The following is a 20,459-nucleotide window of genomic DNA, read 5'->3' on the forward strand; positions in this document are numbered from 1 at the left end:
AATTGCAAAATTATCAAAACTATTTGCTATCCAAAACAATCGCATTTGCTAATTTTGTCAAGTTTTACTTTCCATAGCAGAATGATTATTTTTATCAAAGACCGACCTATCCGAATTTTAAGCGAAAAGGCTGCCCAAAAGCTTCCCGATAGAAGCACTTTTGACAAGGTAGTGGATGCTAACCTAGAGATGTTGAAAGTGGCTAGTTTGCGTGGCCATTTGCTGATTTTAAACGCCACTCCCATCACGGTTGAAAAGTTGTTTCATTTTCTGAATAACTTCGATTTGCCTGATTTACAGTCGGTTTATTTGGTGCCAAAAGATAAAGAGGCCGTAGAAAAGCGTCTCAAAAAGATGTTTACGGTAGTAAAAGCTGCGGGTGGAGTAGTGACCAAAGGTGAGCAGTTTTTGATGATGTTTCGACGTGGTTGTTGGGACCTACCAAAAGGAAAGCTGGACGAGGATGAAAAGTCCAAAAAAGCGGCTTTGCGTGAGGTAGAAGAAGAAACGGGCGTGAAAGCCGAATTGGTCGAAAAAATTTGTACCACTTGGCACACCTACAGCCAAAACAATCAAAAATACCTCAAACGCACAAAATGGTACTTGATGCGCAACGTCAACGATAAAAAAATGGCGCCGCAACACGAGGAAGGAATTGAACAGATTGTGTGGATGACGGAAACAGAAGCAAGGCAGGCTCTCCTCAACTCTTTCAGCTCAATTCGCTACGTGGTGGATTGTTTTTTGGGCCAAGAAGTGGACATGGATTAAAAACGATGTATCCCAAAACGCTACTTATCGCTGTTCTCTTGCTTGTGGTGCTGCCATCGGCTTGGGTGCGGGGGCAGCGTATCTCGGGGACAGTGAGCGCGGCAACGACGGGCGAAAAACTGCCTTTTGTGAGCGTATTTTTGAACAATACCTCCATTGCGTCCGAGACAAACTTGGAGGGGCTGTTCTTGCTAAAAAATATTCCTATCGGCACCTATAGTCTCGTCGTTCGTCAAGTAGGGTTCAAACCTTTTACCCAAAGAATTGTCATCGACAGCAACACGGAGCTAAAACTAGATGTCAGGCTAGTAATAGATGAAAAATTGCTGGAAGAGGTAAAAGTATCTCAGAAAAAAGACAAAGTATGGGAGCAACAATTTGAGCAATTTGAAAAACAGTTTTTGGGTGATAAATTAGCTAAAAATCAGTGCCGAATCGTCAATCCGTGGGTACTGGAGTTTAGTGAAGAAAAAAACGTACTCACTGCCATAGCCAAAGATATACTCGAAATCAACAACCAGTGGTTAGGGTATCAGATACGTTATTCGTTGAATGAATTTCGTTACGACGGAGCCCAAGTGTTTTTTAGTGGCTTGGCCGAATTTACGTCGTTATATACCAATGATGCTTCCCAAAAGGCAGTCTGGGAACAGCATAGGGCAGAAGCTTACCGAGGCTCTGATGTTCACTTTTTTAAATCATTACAAGTTAAAAATTCTGTCCGAGAAGGCTTTGAGTTTTTTGTCGATAAACCAGGCGAAGACCCGACCAAACGAACGCCTTTCTTTCACCAAAATCAAGCAAAAAAACTATCCAAAATACAGCTGGATAGTGCGGTGAAAGCGGTGAAAAACTTTTACAGTTTGGTCTTGCCTGCGCGCATTGAGGTGCATTACAATGGGAAAGAAGGCGTGTTTTCCATCTACAAAGACAAAGCCTGCCAAGTGGCTTGGATTGAGACCAATGGTCAGCCTTTATTGTTTAACAGTCAGGGTATTATCTTGAATCCACAAGCGTGTTCTGTTTCTGGATATTTGGCCGAAAATCGTGTTTCTACGCTTTTGCCGCTGGATTATACGTCTCCCACAAACGCTACATACAATCCGCCGAAATCTCATATTAGTCCAAGCGAAGCGGCTTATTTTACGACGGATAAGCCTTACTATTTTACCAATGACGTCGTACAAGTAAGCGGCCAAATGCGCTATACGTCCGAGGAGGGAGCGGATACACTGAGCCAATTGGTGTATGTTGAATTGGTACAACCTGTGACTAAAAAGGTGCTTCTACAACAGCGATTATCGCTGGAAAATCGCCACTTTACTACCCAATTTTTATTACAAGATTCTTTGATTATACCTGATACGTACCTGCTCCGTACATATACCAAATGGGGGAAACATCAGTCGGATAGTACTTATACCTACCGCTGGATTCCTGTGCTGAAAAATGAGGAAATGGCGGTGTACTTGCCCACTGTACCCACAGATTCCATGTCAATAAAAGTGGAGGAGTTGCATGATTCCTTGGTTGTTTCATTCCCCTCTGAGGGCTTTTCTTGGGGTACAATGACAGTTTTTAGGGGGAGTATTGGGGCTAGGCATCCGCTAATGAGTACCAATGAACTGGTTGCTTGGCGTAACGGCCCTATTGAACGCGGATTCGAGGTTTCGGGGAAAGTACTAAATTATCGTCCCAATAAACATGAGTCGGTTTTGATGGTATTGCCGAGTGCCAATTTGAGCTTTTTTGCTTCTATCAACTCCAAAGGCCATTTTCAATTTACAAATTTACCGTTGGAAGGGAAACAACCCGTACTATTGCAAGTAACTAATGCCAAAGGAAAGCCCGCGCTTGATGCCACGTTTAGTGTCGATTCGTTGATTTCACCCAATTGGTTGCCTGCATTTTCCTCAAACCAGTGGAAGATCGTGCCGATGAATTACGATGGGTTACTCAAAGGCACTACCGTACAGTTGAATGAAGTGCAGGTAAAGGCAAAAGTGGCCCCCAAACCCATCACTTCAATTTATAAAGAGGCTGATTACGTACTTCAGGGAAAAGACTTATACGAAAATGCTGTTGGGATGAATATTCTATCTGCGATTCAGGGGCGAGTGCCAGGGCTACGAATTGTAGAATTTCCTGAGGACAACGGACTAACCAAATTGGTCATTACGATGCGTATGGGGGCATCGGCGGGAGGTTTTGTGCGAACAAAACTACCTCAACCGCTGGTACTGGTAGATGGGGTCGGATTTGACAACATTAATCTTATTTCTCAAATACCCGCTTCTCAAGTAGAACGGGTGGAAGTGGTCAACCGAGCTGAGTCCTTGTTGGGGCTTAGGGGCTACGTAGGGGTTATTTCTATCATTACCAAGCACGCAGGTGCAGGACTTGGAGAAGGAGGCGCCAGCGAAACCAAAGGATTTCAAAAGTTTATGGTCGATGGGTTGTCATCGAAACTGACACCAAGGTCGGGTCAGTTAGTCGCGTATTGGAACCCCTCTGTTTTTCCTTCATCGTCGGCAATAACGACCATTAAAGTGCCTAAGCCCTCAAAAAATGGGCTGTATAGCATTTATTTCGAAGGGCTCACCTACCGAGGCAAACCAGTGGTAGCCAACATGAGTTACACTGTTCGCCAGTAGGTTTTACTGCTGTTGCATCCAGTTGACTGTCATTTCGATAATAGCAGCGTTGAAGTTGTGGGAAGCAAAATCCTTGTATTTTCCTTTTTGTTGGAGCTGTTTGTATTCTAAAAATGAATTTACCCTTGCCATAAAGTGGTCGGCATTTCTCAGTAATTTATAAGTGCCTTTGTTAGGCAACGACTCATTGACGATTTGGGCAATCTGCTGCGCTGCTTCTGGACTAATCGCTTGGCTGTCGAATTCTCCGTGGATGGCCAAGGTCGGGACATTAGCTTGTGCCCACGTTTGTAGAAGATTGACGCGGTTTAAATCAGCAAAGTATCCCGCCGAACGTCCCCAAAATGTTCCTCTTCGATAGCCGAGCGGGTTTTCTTTGGAGGTGAGTATGGCTTCAAAATCGGGGACACTGAGCAAATCGGTGGCACTACGGCCTTGCACTAGCCATTCGTACAAGAGTGGTGTCATCATGCGGGCATTGACATCCGAAGGTAAGAGTGATTCTTTGTAGAGCAGTGGTTGCTTACGAAACACATCAAGCATGTACTCAAACCAAGGTTTTACTACCGTGCCATACACCATTACGCCACGTGGCTTGAGCCGCGCTTTAAGAGCGACAATAGGGACGGCCGTTCCGCCGATAGAATGTCCAAAAATAAAAACCTTTGAACTGTCAACAAAGGGAAGTTTTTGGGTAAAACGAAACCCATTCTGAAAAGCCGCGAGTTCTTCTTGGTAATCCAGCCTTGCACAGTCTTTGGTGCCCGCACTTTCGCCTACACCAGGCTTTTCGACCCGCACCACGGCATATCCCGCCCTCACCCAGCCATCTACCAGTTGTTTGGTAGGGGAGAGGCTATCCTTTGAAAAATCAATAGAACCACAATCAAAATCTTGGATATAAAAAACGGCAGGCACTTTGTCAGTGTTGGAGGGACGGTGAACGATGGTGCGTAAATACCCACGTTGGTACGGAACTTCATCGTAAAACACTTCGCCTGCGGAGTTTTCGCGGGGGGCGGGTTTGACAACGCCGACGGCGCGCGTTTTGCGGTTTTTACGCAGATAGGTAATCGAAATAGGGTCGTTCTCTTTGAGCTGTTGTTCGAGGTTATGGAAGTCAAAAAGATAGAGTGAATCTGTTTCGTTGATTGATACCAAAATATCGTCAGGACGAATCCCCAGTTGGGCAGCTGTCGATTGTGGATGAACGCTTTTTACCCAAATGCAGTGCGCTTCCTCTATTTTAAGGGCATTGAGTAGCGAATCTGGTGCTTCAACGTAGTCAATTCCTAATGATCCTTTGCGGTGAAGGTGTTGTGCCTGAGTGGTTGATACAAAGGCAATCAAAAAGATGAAAATTCCGTGGCTGAGTTTTGCGTACATCTGAATCTAAGATAAAAGTAAAGCAGGAACACTGCGATTTGGTGCAAAATTTACGCCAAAAATTTTGATAGAAAAAATCACTAAAAATTAGTCTTCGAGCTTAATTTTTAGCCCATCGAATCCCAACCTAATGTGAGCGGGTAATTCTTTTTCTACTTCGGCATGGCGGCCCATTTTATGACTCAGATGGGTAAAATAGGTCACTTGGGGCTTTAAAATTGACACAACATCAATGGCTTGTTGCAAATTAAAATGCGAAATGTGCGTTTCGCGCTGCAAGGCTCCTAAAATCAGAACATCTAGGTTTTGAAGTTTCGCTAGTTCTGCTTCGGGAATATGATTAACGTCGGTTAGATAGGCAAAATTGCCAATGCGGAAGCCAAAAACGGGCAAGCGATGGTGAAGCACGTCGATGGGGGTAAACGTAACTCCCAAGACGTCAAAAGGGGTATTGGTAATTTCGTGGAGCTGAAGTCGCGGAATACCTGGGTAGCGGTAGTCGGCAAATACGTATTCAAACTCGCGTTTTAACTGTTCTAAGACCTGCAAACGCCCATAGACGGGCATGTCTTTGTTTTGAAGAAAATTAAAGGCACGGACATCGTCTAAGCCCGCGGTATGGTCTTTGTGCTGGTGCGTAAAAATAACTGCGTCGAGTTGGGTAATGTCTTCACGCAGCATTTGTTGGCGAAAATCTGGGCCAGTGTCGATTACAAAACACTTGCCTTGTGTTTCGACATAGACAGACACCCGAAGGCGTTTGTCGCGGTAGTCCAACGACCGACAAACGTCACAACGACAACCAATCAATGGAATTCCCGAAGATGTCCCTGTCCCAAGGAGCGTAATGACCATTCGTTATAAAATAGTGGGGTTGCGTAAAAATGCTTTTACGCAACCCCATCGTTCGTTATTATTCTGCGGCAGTCAGTTCATTTACAATTTCAACGAGGCGGTCAAAATTGAGCGGTTTTACGAGTACATCGTTGAATCCTGCGGTAGTAAAATCTTCTTCAGAGTAGTTTTTAGCATTTCCAGTAATAGCTACCACTGGAAGTTGCGCTTTAGCTTTGTTGGCTAGTCCCCGAATTGCCTTTACACATTCCATACCATCCATGATAGGCATGTTTATGTCGAGCAAAATAATCTCAAAATCTTCTTTATCCAAAATCTGTAGCACTTGCTCGCCATTTTTGACGGCAGTAATTTCAAAGTTTTGGAACTCCAAAATTTTCTTTGCTAGGTTTTGGATTACAGAACTGTCTTCGGCAATAAGTACGCGCTTTTGCGACATGGTAATAGGAAGTTTTTGGTGGTTTAAAGCTTTGCTTGGCAAACGTTCAAAGAAATGAGACACTAAGTAAACCGAAAAATTTTAAACTGAAAAATGTAAAATGTAAAAGTTAGCGCTTTTCTTAATCAGCCCAATTTTACTTACAACTTTTAACGGGTGAGGAGAGGCGTAAAAACAAAAAATCCCGCACCTAAGTGCGGGATTTTTTGGTATGAGAATCAACCGATTAGTTGAAGATATAGCGGATACCGAATTGGCCCTGCCATACGTTGTCAATATTGATACTTTTTGCAAATGAGTCTTTAAGAAGAATGGTCTCTCCATTTACAACTTGGGTACCAAAAGTATAAGTAGGAACTCCCGTAGCACTGATAGTCGTATGTCTCAGTGGGTTTAGGGAAGTTGAAACGTTACCTACACCCCATTTGTTATTCAGTAAATTCCCAACATTAAGAACGTCGAAGCGTAGGCGAATGATATTCTTTTTGCCTTTGTCGCCTACAGAAACATAAAAATCTTGCTCAACTGTTAGATCAAAACGAGTAAGCCAAGGGAAAGTTACTCCATTTCTTTCTGCGTATTGGCCACGGCGGCTTTTCAAGTAAGGGTTACCATCTATATAGGCATCCAACGCAGCGGCTTGTTGATCTGCTGTAAATGTTTTGCCACCAGTAGTTAAAGAAGCAAAAGTTAAATCAGAACCTTTGTTAGGTACAAAAATAAGGTCGTTATTTTGACCGTCACCGTTCAAATCAGTTCCATAAGTATAAGAACCTTTAAATCCACTGTTGGAAACCATCCCTAAAGTAAACATGGTCGAACCTCCCAATTTACCACCATAATTGAGACGATAGTTGAGGTATCCTACAAAACGGTGACGAAGGTCGTTGTCAGACCATGATGGCGTCAAGTAGTTTTGACCTGCTACTGTTGGAATGTTGGCCAATACAGTACTGGCTACTGACTGGATGTCCTTGGCAACTGCGTAAGTATATCCTAGCATCCCACTCAACCCTTTTGTCGCTGTTTTTTCCAACTTAGCTGTGAAAGAGTAAGCGTATCCTTCTTTCGTATTTGTCAAGATAAAGGCGTTGGTGTTAGCAGCGTTGATAAAACGAGCTGGGTTCACTGCTGCACCCGATAAGCCTGATGCAGGGAAACGACCGCGTGTATCAGGGCCTGTGAAGTTAGTGCTTGGTCCTTTCAAGTTGGCGTCAATGTAACGAAGTGCTTGCACGTTTTTGTTGTAAATACCTTCTACGGTAGCAATCAAACCGAAAGGAAGTTTCTGGTCAATCGCCAAGTTTGTTTTCCAAATTACTGGGTTTTTCAAACCATCTACTGAAGCGTTGATTACGTAAGCAGGCAATCTAGTGATGTCAGTCGTAGCAGGCTTATAACGGCTTGGATCGGTTGTGAAAGGGTAGGCCGTAGTGTTAGTGAAGTTAAGAACGGCCGTGTTTACCCCGTTGTTCCCCAATTGGTTTGAAACCAATACTTGTGGGATACGTGATACGAAGATACCTGTTCCCCCACGAACCTGCGTTGTTCTGTCACCTTTTACGTCGTAGTTAAAACCAAGACGAGGAGACACCAACAATTTATTGCTTGGGAAAGTACCAGTGCTAACTTTCAGATCTTGCCCGTTTTCGTCTTTATACGTCAAACCAGCTACTACTGGGTTGTTAAAGTCTTTTGCAAGGTCATCGTTGTAATCAAACAAGTCGAAACGTACACCACCTGTCAATTTGAATTTGTCGCTTATTTGGAATTCATCCTGTATGTAAGCTGCGTAAGTTGATTGCTTCAATGTTTGCAATGGTTCTGCTCCGTCTGGCAAAAGTGAATAGCGGTAGTTGAAGCGTGCCACAGGTACAGGTGACGTTGCTAAACTTGGATTTGCTTTGAAAGCCAAGGCTGCTGTTTTGAAATCTGCAATTGAGTTAAATACCCATACCCCGTTTGATGAAGGGAAGAATACGTTGTTTGAAGTAAAGTGCTCGTAAGAAAGACCCAACGTGAATGTGTGCTTGCCAGCGAAGTAGCTCAAGTTGTTGGTAAAGTTCAACGTTGAGTAGTTCAACTTGTTGTTAGGCGTGAATGGGTCAAAACCTACTGTAGTATAGGTTGTTCCCTCTTTCAAAATATCAACCGTCGGGAAGATATCGGTTCTGTATTGGCGGTCTTCAATTTGCTTGTTGTAGGTAGCGATGAAGTTGTTGGCAAATTTACCTCCGAAATTTGAGTTTAATTCCGCCACTAACGAACGAGTATTATCAGCAATAATATAACCTGTGTTTTCTGGCGATAAGGCTAAATTACCAGCGTATGAACCAGTTGCATATCCTGTTCTGTTACCAAAACCTGCTGTATTACTACTATTACTATTGCTGATAGCTTGTTCAGACTCTGAATTATGATGAGAGTAACGAACAGACAATTTATGGTTATTATTGATGTTATAATCCAAACGAACAAGTCCTTTTCTACTGGTTACATCGTTGTTGAAGTTATCAATCGCTCCTGCGTCCCAGTTGAAGTTTGTTTTCATAAAACTAGCTAGGTCATTCAAATCATCCGCCGTTACACGAGAAACGTTCCCTGTTGCACCTGAACGATTTGCTACCCACGAGAGTGCTGGAGTAGAACTTACAAAATTTTCGAAGTTAGCGAAAATAAAGAGCTTATCTTTAATAATAGGTGCTCCAATTCGGAATCCAAACGTTTTTTCGTTCACGTTCACTGGAGGGAGGCTTTGGCCATCTGCTTTCTTGCCAACCAAGCTATTTCCTCTTGTGAGAAAATAAGCAGAACCAGAGACTTCATTGGTTCCTGAGCGAGTAACCGCATTGACTCCCGCGCCAGCAAAACCTGACTGACGAACGTCGAAAGGAGCGATGTTGATTTGAACTTGTTCAATGGCGTCCAAAGAAACGGCTGTTGTTCCTGTACGTCCACCTGCTTGTGCTGAAGAACCCAAACCGAAACCGTTGTTGAACACCGAACCGTCGATGGTGAAGTTGTTCAAACGGCTATCTTGACCACCAAATGAGCGACCGTTGCTGTAAGCATTGTATTTCGTAATATCATTGATGGTACGACCGATGGTAGGCAAGCTGTTAACAGCATTCAAACCTAACGTAGTGGCAGCACCCGTACGGCCAGATGAGAAGATGTCCGAACGACCGCTTGTTACTACTACTTCTTGAAGTTCTTTTCCGTCCTCAGTCAAGTTAAAATTAGCATCGGCAGAAGCACCTAAGTTGGCGTAAATATCGTCTTTAGATTGCTCTTTGAAACCGACAAACGTAACAATAACTTTGTACGGACCACCTACACGAACTGACGGAAGAACGAAGCGTCCTTTGTCGTTGGTAACAGTTCCGTATTTAGAACCAGATGGTGTGTGGATAGCCACGACAGTAGCACCTGGCAACTCAGCGCCTTTAGTGTCTTTGACAATACCTCTGATTGAAGAGGCCGTCACCTGTGCGTTGGCGGAAGATAAACCCATAAAAACAGCGGCAATGACTGCGAAAAGTCCAATTACTGCTTTGCTCTTTCGTAGAAATTGAAAGTTCATACAATTTGGGAAGTTGGTTAGAATTATGATTTGGTTTTTAATTGCTGATAAGCAATGAAATGCGGTGCAAAGAAACAAGAAAATTGATTGACAAACAAAAGCCTATTCTTAATATAATACCAAGTTAACATTGGGAACTGCTTGATTTATTGGAATAAAACAATTTTTTAGCTCAAAATTTCAAAAAAACTAGGTTAAAAAATTGTTACCTTCCATTTATTTCTAAACCTAATTGTTTGTACATACAACAGTGTCACGTAAAAAATGTTTACTTGCACTTCTTTTAGACCGAAGATTTGAATCACTGATGACAACTGACTTAAAATCGTACAAGTTGACCCAATACAGCCACGGAGCTGGCTGCGGCTGCAAAATATCCCCTAAAGTGCTGGATGTAATTTTAAGTCAACAGTCCATAGTTGGCAGTCCACACCCTTCCAACGCCAAGAATCAATCGCTTCTTGTAGGAAACGCTTCTCGCGATGATGCCGCTGTGATGGATTTAGGCAACGGGGAAGCGATTGTTAGCACGACCGATTTTTTTATGCCCATCGTCGATGACGCCTTTGATTTTGGTCGAATTGCCTCGGCCAATGCCATTTCGGATGTCTATGCCATGGGGGGTACTCCGCTATTGGCCATTGCGATTTTGGGGTGGCCTATCGATAAGCTCCCGCCCGAAGTAGCTGCGCAGGTAATAGAGGGGAGTCGCGCGGTTTGTGCGCAAGCAGGGATTCCGTTGGCGGGCGGGCATAGCATCGACAGCCCTGAACCCATCTTTGGTTTGGCCGTGACGGGTAAAGTGGCAATTCCAAACCTCAAAAAAAACGATACAGCCACCGAGGGCTGCCTTTTGTATTTGACCAAAAAACTAGGCGTAGGTATTCTGACTACGGCGCAAAAAAAAGGAATTCTCAAGGACGAACACGCCGATATTGCGCCTCAGCAAATGATGCAACTCAACCAAATCGGAGCAGTGTTGGGTACGTTACCCTACGTGACGGCCTTGACTGACGTAACTGGTTTTGGGTTGCTAGGGCATTTGATTGAAATAGCCGAAGGAAGTGGGCTGAGTGCTGAAATTGATTTTGACAAAGTACCCAAATTGCCTTTTATTGAAGATTATTTGGCCCAAAAGTCGTTTCCAGGCGGTACGGTTAGGAATTGGGATAGCTACGGCCATAAGATAGGAGAGGTATCCGAATTACAAAAGTTCATTTTGGCAGATCCACAAACCAGTGGCGGATTGCTAATTGCGGTAGAAGTGGATGCCCAAGAGGAGTTTGAGGCATTGATGGAAGAACGTGGCTTTGAACTACAAACCTTTGGAAAACTGGTAGAAAAACGAGAGAAAGTTGTTTATGTGAAATAGTTGAATTTAGTATTTGAACTTCAGTTATGGTAAGTCCGAAATTATATCTTGTACCTACGCCCATTGGCAACCTAGAAGACATCACCCTGCGCGCCATTAATGTCCTCAAAAGCGTGGATGTGGTATTGGCAGAAGATACCCGTACCTCAGGAAATCTGCTCAAGCACCTTGGGATTTCAAAACCCATGCAGAGTTATCATATTCATAATGAACACCAAACAGTTCAAAAAATCATCGCCCGAATCTTAAAAGGGGAAAGCATGGCCTTGGTGTCGGATGCGGGAACGCCTGCGGTGTCAGACCCAGGGTTTTTGTTGGTACGCGAATGCCTCAAAAACGGCGTGGAAGTAGAGTGCCTCCCTGGCCCGACGGCTTTTGTTCCTGCCTTGGTCAATTCGGGACTACCTTCTGACCGCTTTACTTTTGAGGGTTTTTTACCCCACAAAAAAGGCCGACAAACGCGCTTGACCGAACTTAAAGAAGAAGAACGTACCATGATTTTCTACGAATCACCGCATCGACTTTTGAAATCGTTGGAACAATTTGCGGAGTATTTTGGGGGCGACCGTCAGGCGTCGGTTTCGAGGGAATTGACAAAAATGTTTGAGGAAACCGTCAGAGGTACTTTAACTGAAATTATTACTTACTTTACCGAAAAAACAATCAAAGGTGAAATCGTTATTGTCGTATCAGGGAAATAGAAGTTTCCTGTTTCCTGTTTCCTGTTTGGGGGTTTCTGTTCGGAAATTACTTGTTTTGTCATACCGACGAAAGAGGTATCTAGCTCCATTCTTCTCCCTGCTGTTTGCCTCTTCTCTCTTTGCTCAAACCCTTACCAAAGACGCTAAAATCAGCTTGGTGACCATTGCCCCTGGTAACAGTGTGTTTGAAGGAAGTGGTTTTGGACATAGTTCGTTGTGGGTGTCTGACCCTGCCAATGGGATTAATAAGAACTACAACTACGGGACGTTTACGTTTCAAACGGGCAACTTTTTGTTGAAGTTTGTGCAAGGAACGTTGCCTTACACACTGTCTGTGATTCCGATGGAGTACGTGGTGCCGCATTACGAAGCCGAGCGCCGAGACATGACCGAGCAAGTGCTGAACCTTTCGCAAATGCAAAAACAGCGTCTGTACGATTTTCTGGAAAATAACGCCTTGCCCCAAAATCGCGAATACCAATACCGTTTCTTTTTTGACAACTGCTCCACGCGTTTGCGCGACGCGCTCACGGCGGCTTGCGGCGATAGCTTGGTGTATTATAACAAACCTATCGAAGGAGAAGCAAAAAGTTTTCGGGAATGGATGAATGATTACTTGGTGGAAAAACCTTGGGAACGATTCTTAATGAATTTAGCCCTAGGACTTCCTTCCGACGATGTAGCTACACCCATGCAGGAAATGTACTTGCCGTACAATTTGATGCACCATTTTGACAAAGCCAAAGTCGGAGGCAAGCCGCTCGTAAGTGCTACCCAACCATTGGTGGTGACCAATTTCTCGCACATGGCCCAGCGGTCGCAACCTTGGTACGCGAGTCCGCTGTTTTTGTTGATTTTGTTGGTGTTAGGCACCATTTGGCATACCCGCCGACAGCAACAAAAAGTAAAGATTGGTTATACCTTTGATAAAATACTTTTTACGATTGTTGGGCTGATGGGCTGGATTTTGTTTGGCCTAGCCACCGCCACCAACCACGGCGTTACGGCTTGGAATCCGCACATTCTCTGGATGTTACCGCTTCATTTGCCTTTGGCTTTTTTCTTTAGTGGCGTTCAACAACGGAATTGGGTCGTAAAATACCTACAAATCAGTTTTGGACTGGTGGGGCTTTACTTGTTGGTAGTGGCAGTGGGCAGTGTCATCAAAGGCTCATTTGTTGGGATGCCTGTCGAGGCTTGGTTACTCATTTTCTGCCTTGTCCATCGGTTGTTCTTTTTACTTAAAACAAAGCGTTAAGAGATGGCAATTTTTAAATCACAGAATCCAGAAAATATTCCTAAATATGACAAGGGATATTGGCATAGTAAAACGCCACAAGAACGTTTGTCTGCGGCCTTGCAATTAATCCTTCACGCCAAAGAAATTTACAGTGCTAATCCTTTAAATCCGCCATTAGATAATGGAACCAGAATATTTAAATCTCGTACGCCTATTAAACGAAGAAAAGGTTGAGTATGTAGTTCTAGGTGGTCATGCTGTTATAGCTCATGGGTATTTGAGAACGACGGGAGATATTGATATTTTTGTGAATCCTACACCTGAAAATGCACAAAAAATTGTATTGGCATTGGAAAAATACGGATTTACTAATGGAGAGTTTGAAGTTTTGGATTTTATTTTAGTGCCTAACTACTTGTCTTTTAGTCGATACGATGGATGGATTGATTTAATGACTTTTACAGTTGGGGTGACGTTTGAAGAATGTTATCAAAACAAAATTGAGTTGGAAGTACAAGGAGTCAAAATCAAATTTATTAATTTGAGAGAATTGATAAAAAACAAGAAAACATTGGGGAGACCCCAAGATTTGAATGACCTACAAAACTTAGAAAATTTAGAGTAATGAACCTCGAAAATATTACATTACAAACCATAGAAATTGTCCGCCAAGCGGGAGGATTTATCAAACAAGAAGCGGCCAAATTTGACCGCTCACAAACCGAGTACAAAGCCGCCAATAACCTCGTTTCGTACGTTGACAAAGAAACTGAAAAAATGCTGGTTTCTGGTTTGCGTCAAATTTTACCTGAAGCAGGATTTATTACGGAAGAAGGTACGGCAGGTGAGGAGTCTAATCCCGATGAATTGTACTGGGTGATTGACCCGCTCGACGGAACGGCCAATTTTATCCACGGCCTACCCGTATATTGTGTAAGTGTGGGATTGGTGCAAAATCGCATCCCTATTGCAGGGGTGATTTATCATCTAGGAACGGAGGAGCTTTTTTATGGATGGCAAGGCGGGGGGGCGTGGAGTTTGAGCCTACGGTATATCTTAGGGGGATTGCCACTCGATGAATCGTTTTTGGAAACGGCTACTCGTCTAAAAGTGTCGGCTGCGTCAACCCTTGGAGATAGCTTACTAGCTACGGGTTTTCCCTATTATAAATTTGAAAAGCAAGACCGTTACCTCAAAATCTTAGAAACCCTCATGCAGCGTTGTCATGGTTTGCGCCGAATGGGAGCGGCAGCCATTGATCTAGCCTACGTTGCGGCGGGGCGTTTTGAAGCTTTTTATGAATATAACCTCAATTCGTGGGATATGGCCGCTGGTGCTTTACTAATTTTGGAAGCAGGTGGGCAAATCACTGACTTCTCAGGCGGGCAAAATTGGCTTTTTGGCGGAGACGTCATTGCGGGTTGCGCTGCCCAAACCGAATTGCTAGAAGTTATTCAAGAACATTGGGGATAACTCCTCAACGACAGGTAATTGTTCTTTAAAAAAGGCTTTCATAGGTAACTCACAAACGTTACCAATATGAAAGCCTTTTTGACGATTAGTCTCTTTCTCGTAAGCTTTTCGCTTTACTCCCAAGTACCCGAAGAATATCCCGTTCATCCCGATGCAAAAGTCAAAGAGGGTGTACCTAAAGGGGAAATTCTTAAATTTACTTTCGAAAACTCGAAATTCTTCCCAGGAACTTGGCGGGAATATTGGGTGTACGTTCCTGCTCAATACACGCCTTCACAACCTGCCTGTGTTTATGTCAACCAAGATGGGGTTCAGTGGCAAGCGCCTACGGTTTTTGATAACCTTATTCACCAAAAAGAAATGCCCGTTACTATCGGAGTGTTTGTGATGCACGGGCGAGTGAAAGCCGAACAACCAGAGAAAGCGCTAGACCGTTTTAATCGCAGTTTTGAATACGATGGACTTGGGGATACTTATGCTCGTTTTTTGCTAGAAGAACTCCTTCCCGAAGTAGAAACCAAAAAAACGTCGGATGGAAGAGTTATTCGACTGTCGAAAAACGGCAATGACCGTGCCATTGGTGGGTCGAGTAGTGGAGCTGTTTGTGCGTTTACGGCTGCTTGGGAGCGCCCCGATGCCTTTTCAAGGGTTTTTAGCGCAATTGGTACGTATGTGGGCTTGCGTGGCGCAGACCGTTATGCGACGCTAGTTCGGAAATATGAACCTAAACCATTGCGTATCTTTTTACAAGACGGTACGAATGACTTAAATATCTACGCGGGCGATTGGTGGATGGCGAATCAGACGATGGAGCGGGCGTTGATTTTTTCGGGCTATGAAGTGCAGCACGTCTGGGGCGAAGGAGCACATAATGGCAAGCATGGTACGGCTATTTTTGCGGATGCCATGCGTTTTTTATGGAAAGACTGGCCACAAACTCCGAAAGTCGGCCAAACCAAGAACCCCATGCTTAACGATATTTTACTCCCTAACGAAGATTGGCATTTGGTAGGCGAAGGGTATAAATTTGCCGAAGGACCCGCCGCAAATGCCAAAGGAGAGGTGTTTTTTGCCGATGGCAATGCAGCTACACTTTGGAAAGTGGGTGATAACAACCAAGTGGGGTTATTTGCCAAAAATTCAGGAAACTCTTATGGGTTAGCTTTCAATCCCGATGGGAAAATGTATTCTTCCACTTTGTCAACCAAAATAATCAATGCGTACGATTCGGGCGGAAAACGTACAAAAATCACAGAAGGGTTTGCAGGGAACGATTTGGTAGTGGCTAGCAACGGAAATACCTACGTAACGAGTCCGTCGCCCGACCCAAAAGTGCCAAGTAAAGTGTGGTTAGTGCGTCCAAATGGGCAAAAATTGGTGGTGGACGAGGGACTAAAATTTCCGAATGGGATTACTCTTTCACCTGACCAAACATTGCTGTATGTTTCTGATACGCGTTCTCATTGGGTATATAGCTATTCGATTTTACCCGATGGTACGTTGGCCAACAAACAAAAATACTATTGGCTACACGCGCCCGACACCGCCGATGATGCAGGAGCAGATGGAATGAAGACCGACCGAGAGGGTCGCTTGTACGTGGCTACCCGCTTGGGCATTCAAGTGTGCGACCAAGCGGGGCGGGTGAATGCCATCATTCCGACTCCCAATGGCGATGTTTCTAATCTTTGTTTTGGGGGCAAAAATTTTGATGTATTGTACGCCACTTGCGGCGATAAGGTTTACAAACGCAAAGTGAAAGTAAAAGGAGCAACTGCGTGGGGCACGCCAAACAAGCCTGCCCCGCCGAGGCTTTAATCCTAATTACACGGATTTACCTTGACTTCGGCTGTAAAAATAGTGGTGTTTTCGGCCGTGAACCCTGGCTCTAACGTAATCGCTTGGCCTGCTCGGTAAATGACATTGGTGGCATTTCCACTGATTTTATTGGCGGCATTGACTGTTTTGTTGGCTTTCTTGGTGGTGCTTCCTGCGGTGAGGTTGTCGGTAGGGCTTGCCATCACGATGGCATCGGGGCAGGGTGTGTATTGAATATTCCACGAAACCAAGTACTGATGGGTGGTTGGGTGAGTGTCAGACTTAGATAAGGTAGTTTTATCAATCACTTTTGCCACCAAGGTATTATTACCTGACGCGAGGTTGCTGGTGTTTAAAAGATAGGTGTCACTATTGGTTATCAACGAATTGCCGTTGAGCGTCCAAGTGATTTCGAGCGTATTTGGGACTGGTTTTAAAGTTGATAATGCAAAGGTGAGGTTTGAATTGGCCGTAAGGGTGGCACTGTTGGCGGGGCTAAAACTTGTGATGGGGCTGGCCAAGTTGTGGATTTGCTCAACGATGGCTTCTCGACACACCGAGCAAAAATTGACGCCTAAAAATCGCATCTTACAGTTTTGGTGGGGGCGATACCAAAGGGCTTGGTTCCCGCTTGTCCCATGTTGAAAAATTCCTACGCTGTTGATGCCGTACCAGTTTTTCCATTTAACCAAACTAGAGTTGCTTTGCTGGGTCATGTTGGCCGATTCGCGGGCGTAAACATCTCCTGCCCAATATTCGTCAGAAAGAGCTGAAAAAGAGTGGCCTAGCTCATGTACGGCAATTTCAAAAGCACTAGCATTGATGGAAGTAGTGGCATAAGCGCCTCCCGAACCTCCGTATTCGGTGGAGTTGACAATGATTAAAACTTGGTCATAATCAGGGAAATTACTGGCCAATACTGAAGAAATAGCGGCGTATTTGGTAGGAACCAAAAGTCGGTGAATGTTGCCATAGTCAAAAGTTGAACCAAAATAATTGTCTGGGTTTGACGCAGGAATGACTGGCTCATTCACATCGGTGGCGGTCGCAGGGTGTTTGGCCCCCGATTGATTGGAAGGCACCTTGACAATATCGACGTTAAAGTAGTTTTTGTACTCTTTAAACGGGGTAACTGAGAATAAGTAATTGGTGATGTTTTGGGCATCGCCTTTAAATTGGTCTTGTTGCGCTGCGGTATATCCGTCACCTAATACAACAATGTTTATCAGTTTACTTCGGTCGCCGTTGTTGAGCAAAGATTCTTTCGGAAAAGTTTGGGCAAATGAGAAACTAGCACCTACCAGCCACCCAAATAGGAGTATAAATCTTTTCATTTTACAAGTCCATGCTAAAAGTGGAAAAATTTTGTAGCCTTGCTCGTTTGTTTTGGGGCTGCAAGGTGAGTTTTTTCATCTGGCTGGCGTATTGAAAACGTACTATAAACTCGGAAGATTCTTGCGTAGCAACGTGCCGATGAATGGTGCCATCAGGTTCAAACGATTCTATGGACGTGCTCAGTGGGTTATCAATTTCAAGGCTTTTGGCCAATTGCTGTTGCGCATCCAGAATGGAAAAGACAAGCTTGTCGGGAGTATGCGAATGCACCTTTTCGTTTTTGATTTTTCCATTTACGATTTTTTTGTCCAGAAGTTGAATTTGAAAATCATCCCCGTTTTTCACTTTGGAGATTTTAAACGTCAAAAACATGATCTTCGCCTCTTCCTGTGCTCGTAAATGCGTAAAAGCTCCCAAGAGCATAAATAGTAGTAATAGCCTCCTTGTTTTCATGGAAAGGACTGTTTGTTAAAAATCAATGTAAGGTATCAATAGTTTAGTCAGCTTGCACGCCAAACCATTGAAAATTATCCAACGGTTTTGTGGGAATTTACCTAAAAATGCCTTAACTTGACCAAAGATGAAAACTTTGTTTTTTTCAATCCTGACGCAACCTTTCTGACTTCCTATCCGTAACGCTATATTGAATGTTATTTTCTCGTGCGTTGAAAACATTACCGGAACTTCTTGAGGGCTGCTTGCGCAATGACCGTAAGTGTCAAGAATTGCTTTACAAGCAATTTTATGGCTACGCTATGGGAGTGTGTATGCGTTATGTGCCCAATCGAGATGAGGCGCTGGAGGTTGTCAACGATGGTTTTTTAAAAATTTTCCAAAAAGTGCAGATGTACGATGCCGATAAGCCTTTCAAAGTGTGGCTCAAAAAGGTCATGATCAATACTGCTTTGGATTTTTATCGTCAAAACGTGAAATTTCAAAATCACGATGACATTAGTAGCATCGAAAACACGGCCACAGCGTCGGAGAGTCATTCTGCCCATAGCCAATTGGAATATGAAGAATTGATTGGGTTGGTTCAACAACTGACACCTTCGTACCGAGCCGTGTTTAACTTATACGTAATCGACGGTTATTCACACGAAGAAATTGCCCAAAAACTGGGTATTAGTGAGGGAACTTCCAAGTCAAACTTGGCACGGGCCCGCGAAAATTTAAGAAGTATGTTATTGAAAAAGGGAAACGATGAGTATGCAAGAGTTACCAGATGACAGGCTGGACGAACTCTTCAGAAAATCGTCTGAGGAGTTTGAGCCAACGTTTGACCCAAAAGCATGGGAAGCCATGCGCCGTAAGTTGGACGACGAGGACAAAAAGCCAGGAGCTTGGTGGTGGCGCCGCGCAGGGGTCATTGGAGGTATTGTGTTGCTTTTAGGTTTGGGAAGTTATTGGTTTTGGCCTAATACAAGTAAAAGGGAGGCCGTTTCTACGGAAATTGAAACAAAGACAGAAGCGACCAAACTAAATGCTCCGAAGGTAAGTGAGCCAAGCCAATCTCAAAAAGTTGCCAAAGAAATCAATGCTTCTGAAATGGAAAAAGCCAACCCCGAAGCAGCGCAAGAAGAAGCTCCTTTGCTGGATGAAAAACCGCGCCTAGCGTTGGACAAAAAAGAAAAAGAGCAGATTACCCAAATTCAACAAGGTAAAAGTCAGTCCATTGTGTCTATAAAAGAGCGTTCTGATGCAGTAGGTGTAACCCGTAAAAAATTACTTCCTCTTAAAAATACGCAAGAGCCTGTTTTAAAACAAACCGCTGAAACGGGGCAAACGGCTCGTTGGATAAAGGATTCAAAAAACAAACGAGTTACGGCTGCAAAGGTAAGTTCGACGTCTCCGTCGGATGTTTTTTCCTCAGAAAGAAAGCAAGATAAAAAGAGAGATATGACGGTTTCAGTTGCAAAGGATACCGAGCCAGATGAGGGTGTGTCACAGGATTTTTCCAATGAACCTTATGGGCCTACACATCTCAATGTCACCTTGAACGAACTTATGGCAAAAAACTGGAAGTTGCTTGCCGTACCTGTTGCAGAGCCAACGGTAGCGTATTTGCCACCCGCTCCGACACCTGTTGTAAAGAAAAAAGAATCGGCTGACCCTCCCACCGCTTTTCAGAAAGGACTGAGCACGCGTGTGTTAGCGACGCCAGATTTGAGTTTTATCTCGTCGAGCGAAATGCTTAAAAATCCCCGTTTGGCGTTGGGTATGACGTTGGAGTACCGTTTTGCACGCCGCTGGAGCATTCAATTAGGTGTTATAAAAAGTGATAAGGTCTATACTGCCACGGGTGAGCAGTACAAATGGCCTGAAATTTGGAACTCGCAAAAAGCCAGACCAACCGAAGTGGCGGCCAATTGTAAGGTACTTGATATTCCTATCAACGTCCGTTTTGATGTTTTGGAAGGTCGTCGAAGTCGGTGGTTTGTATCGTCGGGTGTATCGAGTTACAAGATGATGAATGAAAGGTATGATTATACCTACCCACTGCATTCCTATCCAAAATGGATGAACTGGGAAGGCTCAACGGGCAGTTATTGGTTGGGGGTGTTGAATGCTTCGGTAGGAGTGGAACAACAAATAGGTCGTAATTTTTCTCTCCAAGTAGAGCCATTTTGGAAAATTCCCATGGCCGAAGTGGGCTTTGGGAAAATTAGACTTCAGACTTCAGGCATTTTTATTTCTGCTAAATATCGTTTATCGCGGGCGGGGTTTTGAGAAACCCTTGGCGCTGGTACTCGGCGTAGTGGTCGGGTTTTGAGAAACCCGACCCACCGTGTGCTGAGGGTTTCTCAAAACCCGAATAACAGTGTGAAGGGT

At 44.1% G+C, this 20,459-nt stretch carries 17 protein-coding genes; 11 read left to right on the plus strand and 6 right to left on the minus strand.

The features are described from left to right. The first annotated feature begins 81 nt into the window (after positions 1-81). Together AC23P2_RS16990 and AC23P2_RS16995 are read left to right on the plus strand one after the other, a co-directional pair. The gene (locus tag AC23P2_RS16990) at positions 82-771 is read left to right on the plus strand and encodes an NUDIX hydrolase (protein WP_487774305.1); all 690 of its coding nucleotides are present in this window, start codon (positions 82-84) and stop codon (positions 769-771) included. A gap of 5 nt (positions 772-776) precedes the next feature. Continuing rightward, the gene (locus AC23P2_RS16995) at positions 777-3,425 is read left to right on the plus strand and encodes a carboxypeptidase-like regulatory domain-containing protein (RefSeq protein ID WP_487774306.1); all 2,649 of its coding nucleotides are present in this window, start codon (positions 777-779) and stop codon (positions 3,423-3,425) included. A 3-nt stretch (positions 3,426-3,428) separates the two neighbouring features. On the opposite strand, the gene AC23P2_RS17000 is transcribed toward AC23P2_RS16995, so the two are convergent. From AC23P2_RS17000 to AC23P2_RS17015, 4 genes are all read right to left on the minus strand, one after another. Beyond that, entirely contained in the window at positions 3,429-4,811 is a 1,383-nt protein-coding gene (locus AC23P2_RS17000) for an alpha/beta fold hydrolase (protein ID WP_487774307.1), read from the minus strand. Positions 4,812-4,898: 87 nt separating this feature from the next. Further along, positions 4,899-5,666 (minus strand): MBL fold metallo-hydrolase, encoded by a 768-nt coding sequence (locus AC23P2_RS17005; RefSeq protein WP_472491793.1) that lies wholly within the window; start codon positions 5,664-5,666, stop codon positions 4,899-4,901. Between the two features lie 58 nt (positions 5,667-5,724). Next, a complete protein-coding gene (locus AC23P2_RS17010; RefSeq protein ID WP_028526095.1) occupies positions 5,725-6,105 on the minus strand; it encodes a response regulator in 381 nt (126 codons plus the stop codon). A gap of 226 nt (positions 6,106-6,331) precedes the next feature. Further along, on the minus strand, positions 6,332-9,688 hold the full coding sequence (locus AC23P2_RS17015) for a TonB-dependent receptor (protein WP_487774308.1): 3,357 nt from the start codon (positions 9,686-9,688) through the stop codon (positions 6,332-6,334). A 307-nt stretch (positions 9,689-9,995) separates the two neighbouring features. Here AC23P2_RS17015 and selD point away from each other — a divergent pair, with 307 nt between their 5' ends. The 7 genes from selD (at position 9,996) to AC23P2_RS17050 (ending at position 16,292) form a co-directional block, all read left to right on the plus strand. After that, positions 9,996-11,060, plus strand: coding sequence for a selenide, water dikinase SelD (gene selD / locus AC23P2_RS17020; RefSeq protein ID WP_487774309.1), 1,065 nt, complete (start codon positions 9,996-9,998; stop codon positions 11,058-11,060). Between the two features lie 26 nt (positions 11,061-11,086). Next, entirely contained in the window at positions 11,087-11,761 is a 675-nt protein-coding gene (rsmI, locus tag AC23P2_RS17025; protein ID WP_487774310.1) for a 16S rRNA (cytidine(1402)-2'-O)-methyltransferase, read from the plus strand. Next, the gene (locus AC23P2_RS17030; protein ID WP_487774311.1) at positions 11,730-13,019 is read left to right on the plus strand and encodes a lipoprotein N-acyltransferase Lnb domain-containing protein; all 1,290 of its coding nucleotides are present in this window, start codon (positions 11,730-11,732) and stop codon (positions 13,017-13,019) included. Before rsmI ends, AC23P2_RS17030 begins: the two co-directional genes overlap by 32 nt. A 3-nt stretch (positions 13,020-13,022) precedes the next feature. Beyond that, on the plus strand, positions 13,023-13,235 hold the full coding sequence (locus AC23P2_RS17035) for a hypothetical protein (protein WP_084332311.1): 213 nt from the start codon (positions 13,023-13,025) through the stop codon (positions 13,233-13,235). Beyond that, the gene (locus AC23P2_RS17040) at positions 13,183-13,626 is read left to right on the plus strand and encodes a DUF6036 family nucleotidyltransferase (protein WP_487774312.1); all 444 of its coding nucleotides are present in this window, start codon (positions 13,183-13,185) and stop codon (positions 13,624-13,626) included. The genes AC23P2_RS17035 and AC23P2_RS17040 overlap by 53 nt, the downstream gene beginning before the upstream one ends. Beyond that, positions 13,626-14,474: an inositol monophosphatase family protein gene (locus AC23P2_RS17045; protein ID WP_487774313.1), complete on the plus strand. Its 849-nt coding sequence runs from the start codon at positions 13,626-13,628 to the stop codon at positions 14,472-14,474. The genes AC23P2_RS17040 and AC23P2_RS17045 overlap by 1 nt, the downstream gene beginning before the upstream one ends. A 66-nt stretch (positions 14,475-14,540) precedes the next feature. After that, a complete protein-coding gene (locus AC23P2_RS17050; RefSeq protein ID WP_487774314.1) occupies positions 14,541-16,292 on the plus strand; it encodes an SMP-30/gluconolactonase/LRE family protein in 1,752 nt (583 codons plus the stop codon). A gap of 2 nt (positions 16,293-16,294) precedes the next feature. Here the strand turns inward: AC23P2_RS17050 and AC23P2_RS17055 are convergent, their stop codons facing one another. Together AC23P2_RS17055 and AC23P2_RS17060 are read right to left on the minus strand one after the other, a co-directional pair. Further along, a complete protein-coding gene (locus AC23P2_RS17055; protein ID WP_487774315.1) occupies positions 16,295-17,626 on the minus strand; it encodes a M64 family metallopeptidase in 1,332 nt (443 codons plus the stop codon). Between the two features lies 1 nt (position 17,627). Next, positions 17,628-18,080, minus strand: a complete 453-nt coding sequence (locus AC23P2_RS17060) for a hypothetical protein (protein ID WP_487774316.1) — start codon at positions 18,078-18,080, stop codon at positions 17,628-17,630. Between the two features lie 194 nt (positions 18,081-18,274). Here AC23P2_RS17060 and AC23P2_RS17065 point away from each other — a divergent pair, with 194 nt between their 5' ends. Both AC23P2_RS17065 and AC23P2_RS17070 read left to right on the plus strand, forming a co-directional pair. Then, on the plus strand, positions 18,275-18,856 hold the full coding sequence (locus tag AC23P2_RS17065) for an RNA polymerase sigma factor (protein WP_487774317.1): 582 nt from the start codon (positions 18,275-18,277) through the stop codon (positions 18,854-18,856). Then, positions 18,837-20,357 carry a porin family protein gene (locus tag AC23P2_RS17070; protein ID WP_487774318.1) on the plus strand — a complete coding sequence of 507 codons (1,521 nt, stop codon included), beginning with the start codon at positions 18,837-18,839 and terminating at the stop codon, positions 20,355-20,357. Before AC23P2_RS17065 ends, AC23P2_RS17070 begins: the two co-directional genes overlap by 20 nt. Positions 20,358-20,459: the final 102 nt, after the last annotated feature.

The sequence above is a fragment of the Runella sp. R0.1_18 genome, assembly GCF_057652155.1.

Excerpts from the sequence above, each read along its gene's own strand:
- AC23P2_RS16990 (WP_487774305.1), top strand. The coding sequence starts at position 82 with ATGATTATTTTTATCAAAGACCGACCTATCCGAATTTTAAGCGAAAAG.
- AC23P2_RS16995 (WP_487774306.1), top strand. The coding sequence starts at position 777 with ATGTATCCCAAAACGCTACTTATCGCTGTTCTCTTGCTTGTGGTGCTG.
- AC23P2_RS17000 (WP_487774307.1), bottom strand. The coding sequence starts at position 4,811 with ATGTACGCAAAACTCAGCCACGGAATTTTCATCTTTTTGATTGCCTTT.
- AC23P2_RS17005 (WP_472491793.1), bottom strand. The coding sequence starts at position 5,666 with ATGGTCATTACGCTCCTTGGGACAGGGACATCTTCGGGAATTCCATTG.
- AC23P2_RS17010 (WP_028526095.1), bottom strand. The coding sequence starts at position 6,105 with ATGTCGCAAAAGCGCGTACTTATTGCCGAAGACAGTTCTGTAATCCAA.
- AC23P2_RS17015 (WP_487774308.1), bottom strand. The coding sequence starts at position 9,688 with ATGAACTTTCAATTTCTACGAAAGAGCAAAGCAGTAATTGGACTTTTC.
- selD (WP_487774309.1), top strand. The coding sequence starts at position 9,996 with ATGACAACTGACTTAAAATCGTACAAGTTGACCCAATACAGCCACGGA.
- rsmI (WP_487774310.1), top strand. The coding sequence starts at position 11,087 with ATGGTAAGTCCGAAATTATATCTTGTACCTACGCCCATTGGCAACCTA.
- AC23P2_RS17035 (WP_084332311.1), top strand. The coding sequence starts at position 13,023 with ATGGCAATTTTTAAATCACAGAATCCAGAAAATATTCCTAAATATGAC.
- AC23P2_RS17040 (WP_487774312.1), top strand. The coding sequence starts at position 13,183 with ATGGAACCAGAATATTTAAATCTCGTACGCCTATTAAACGAAGAAAAG.
- AC23P2_RS17045 (WP_487774313.1), top strand. The coding sequence starts at position 13,626 with ATGAACCTCGAAAATATTACATTACAAACCATAGAAATTGTCCGCCAA.
- AC23P2_RS17050 (WP_487774314.1), top strand. The coding sequence starts at position 14,541 with ATGAAAGCCTTTTTGACGATTAGTCTCTTTCTCGTAAGCTTTTCGCTT.
- AC23P2_RS17055 (WP_487774315.1), bottom strand. The coding sequence starts at position 17,626 with ATGAAAAGATTTATACTCCTATTTGGGTGGCTGGTAGGTGCTAGTTTC.
- AC23P2_RS17060 (WP_487774316.1), bottom strand. The coding sequence starts at position 18,080 with ATGAAAACAAGGAGGCTATTACTACTATTTATGCTCTTGGGAGCTTTT.
- AC23P2_RS17065 (WP_487774317.1), top strand. The coding sequence starts at position 18,275 with ATGTTATTTTCTCGTGCGTTGAAAACATTACCGGAACTTCTTGAGGGC.
- AC23P2_RS17070 (WP_487774318.1), top strand. The coding sequence starts at position 18,837 with ATGCAAGAGTTACCAGATGACAGGCTGGACGAACTCTTCAGAAAATCG.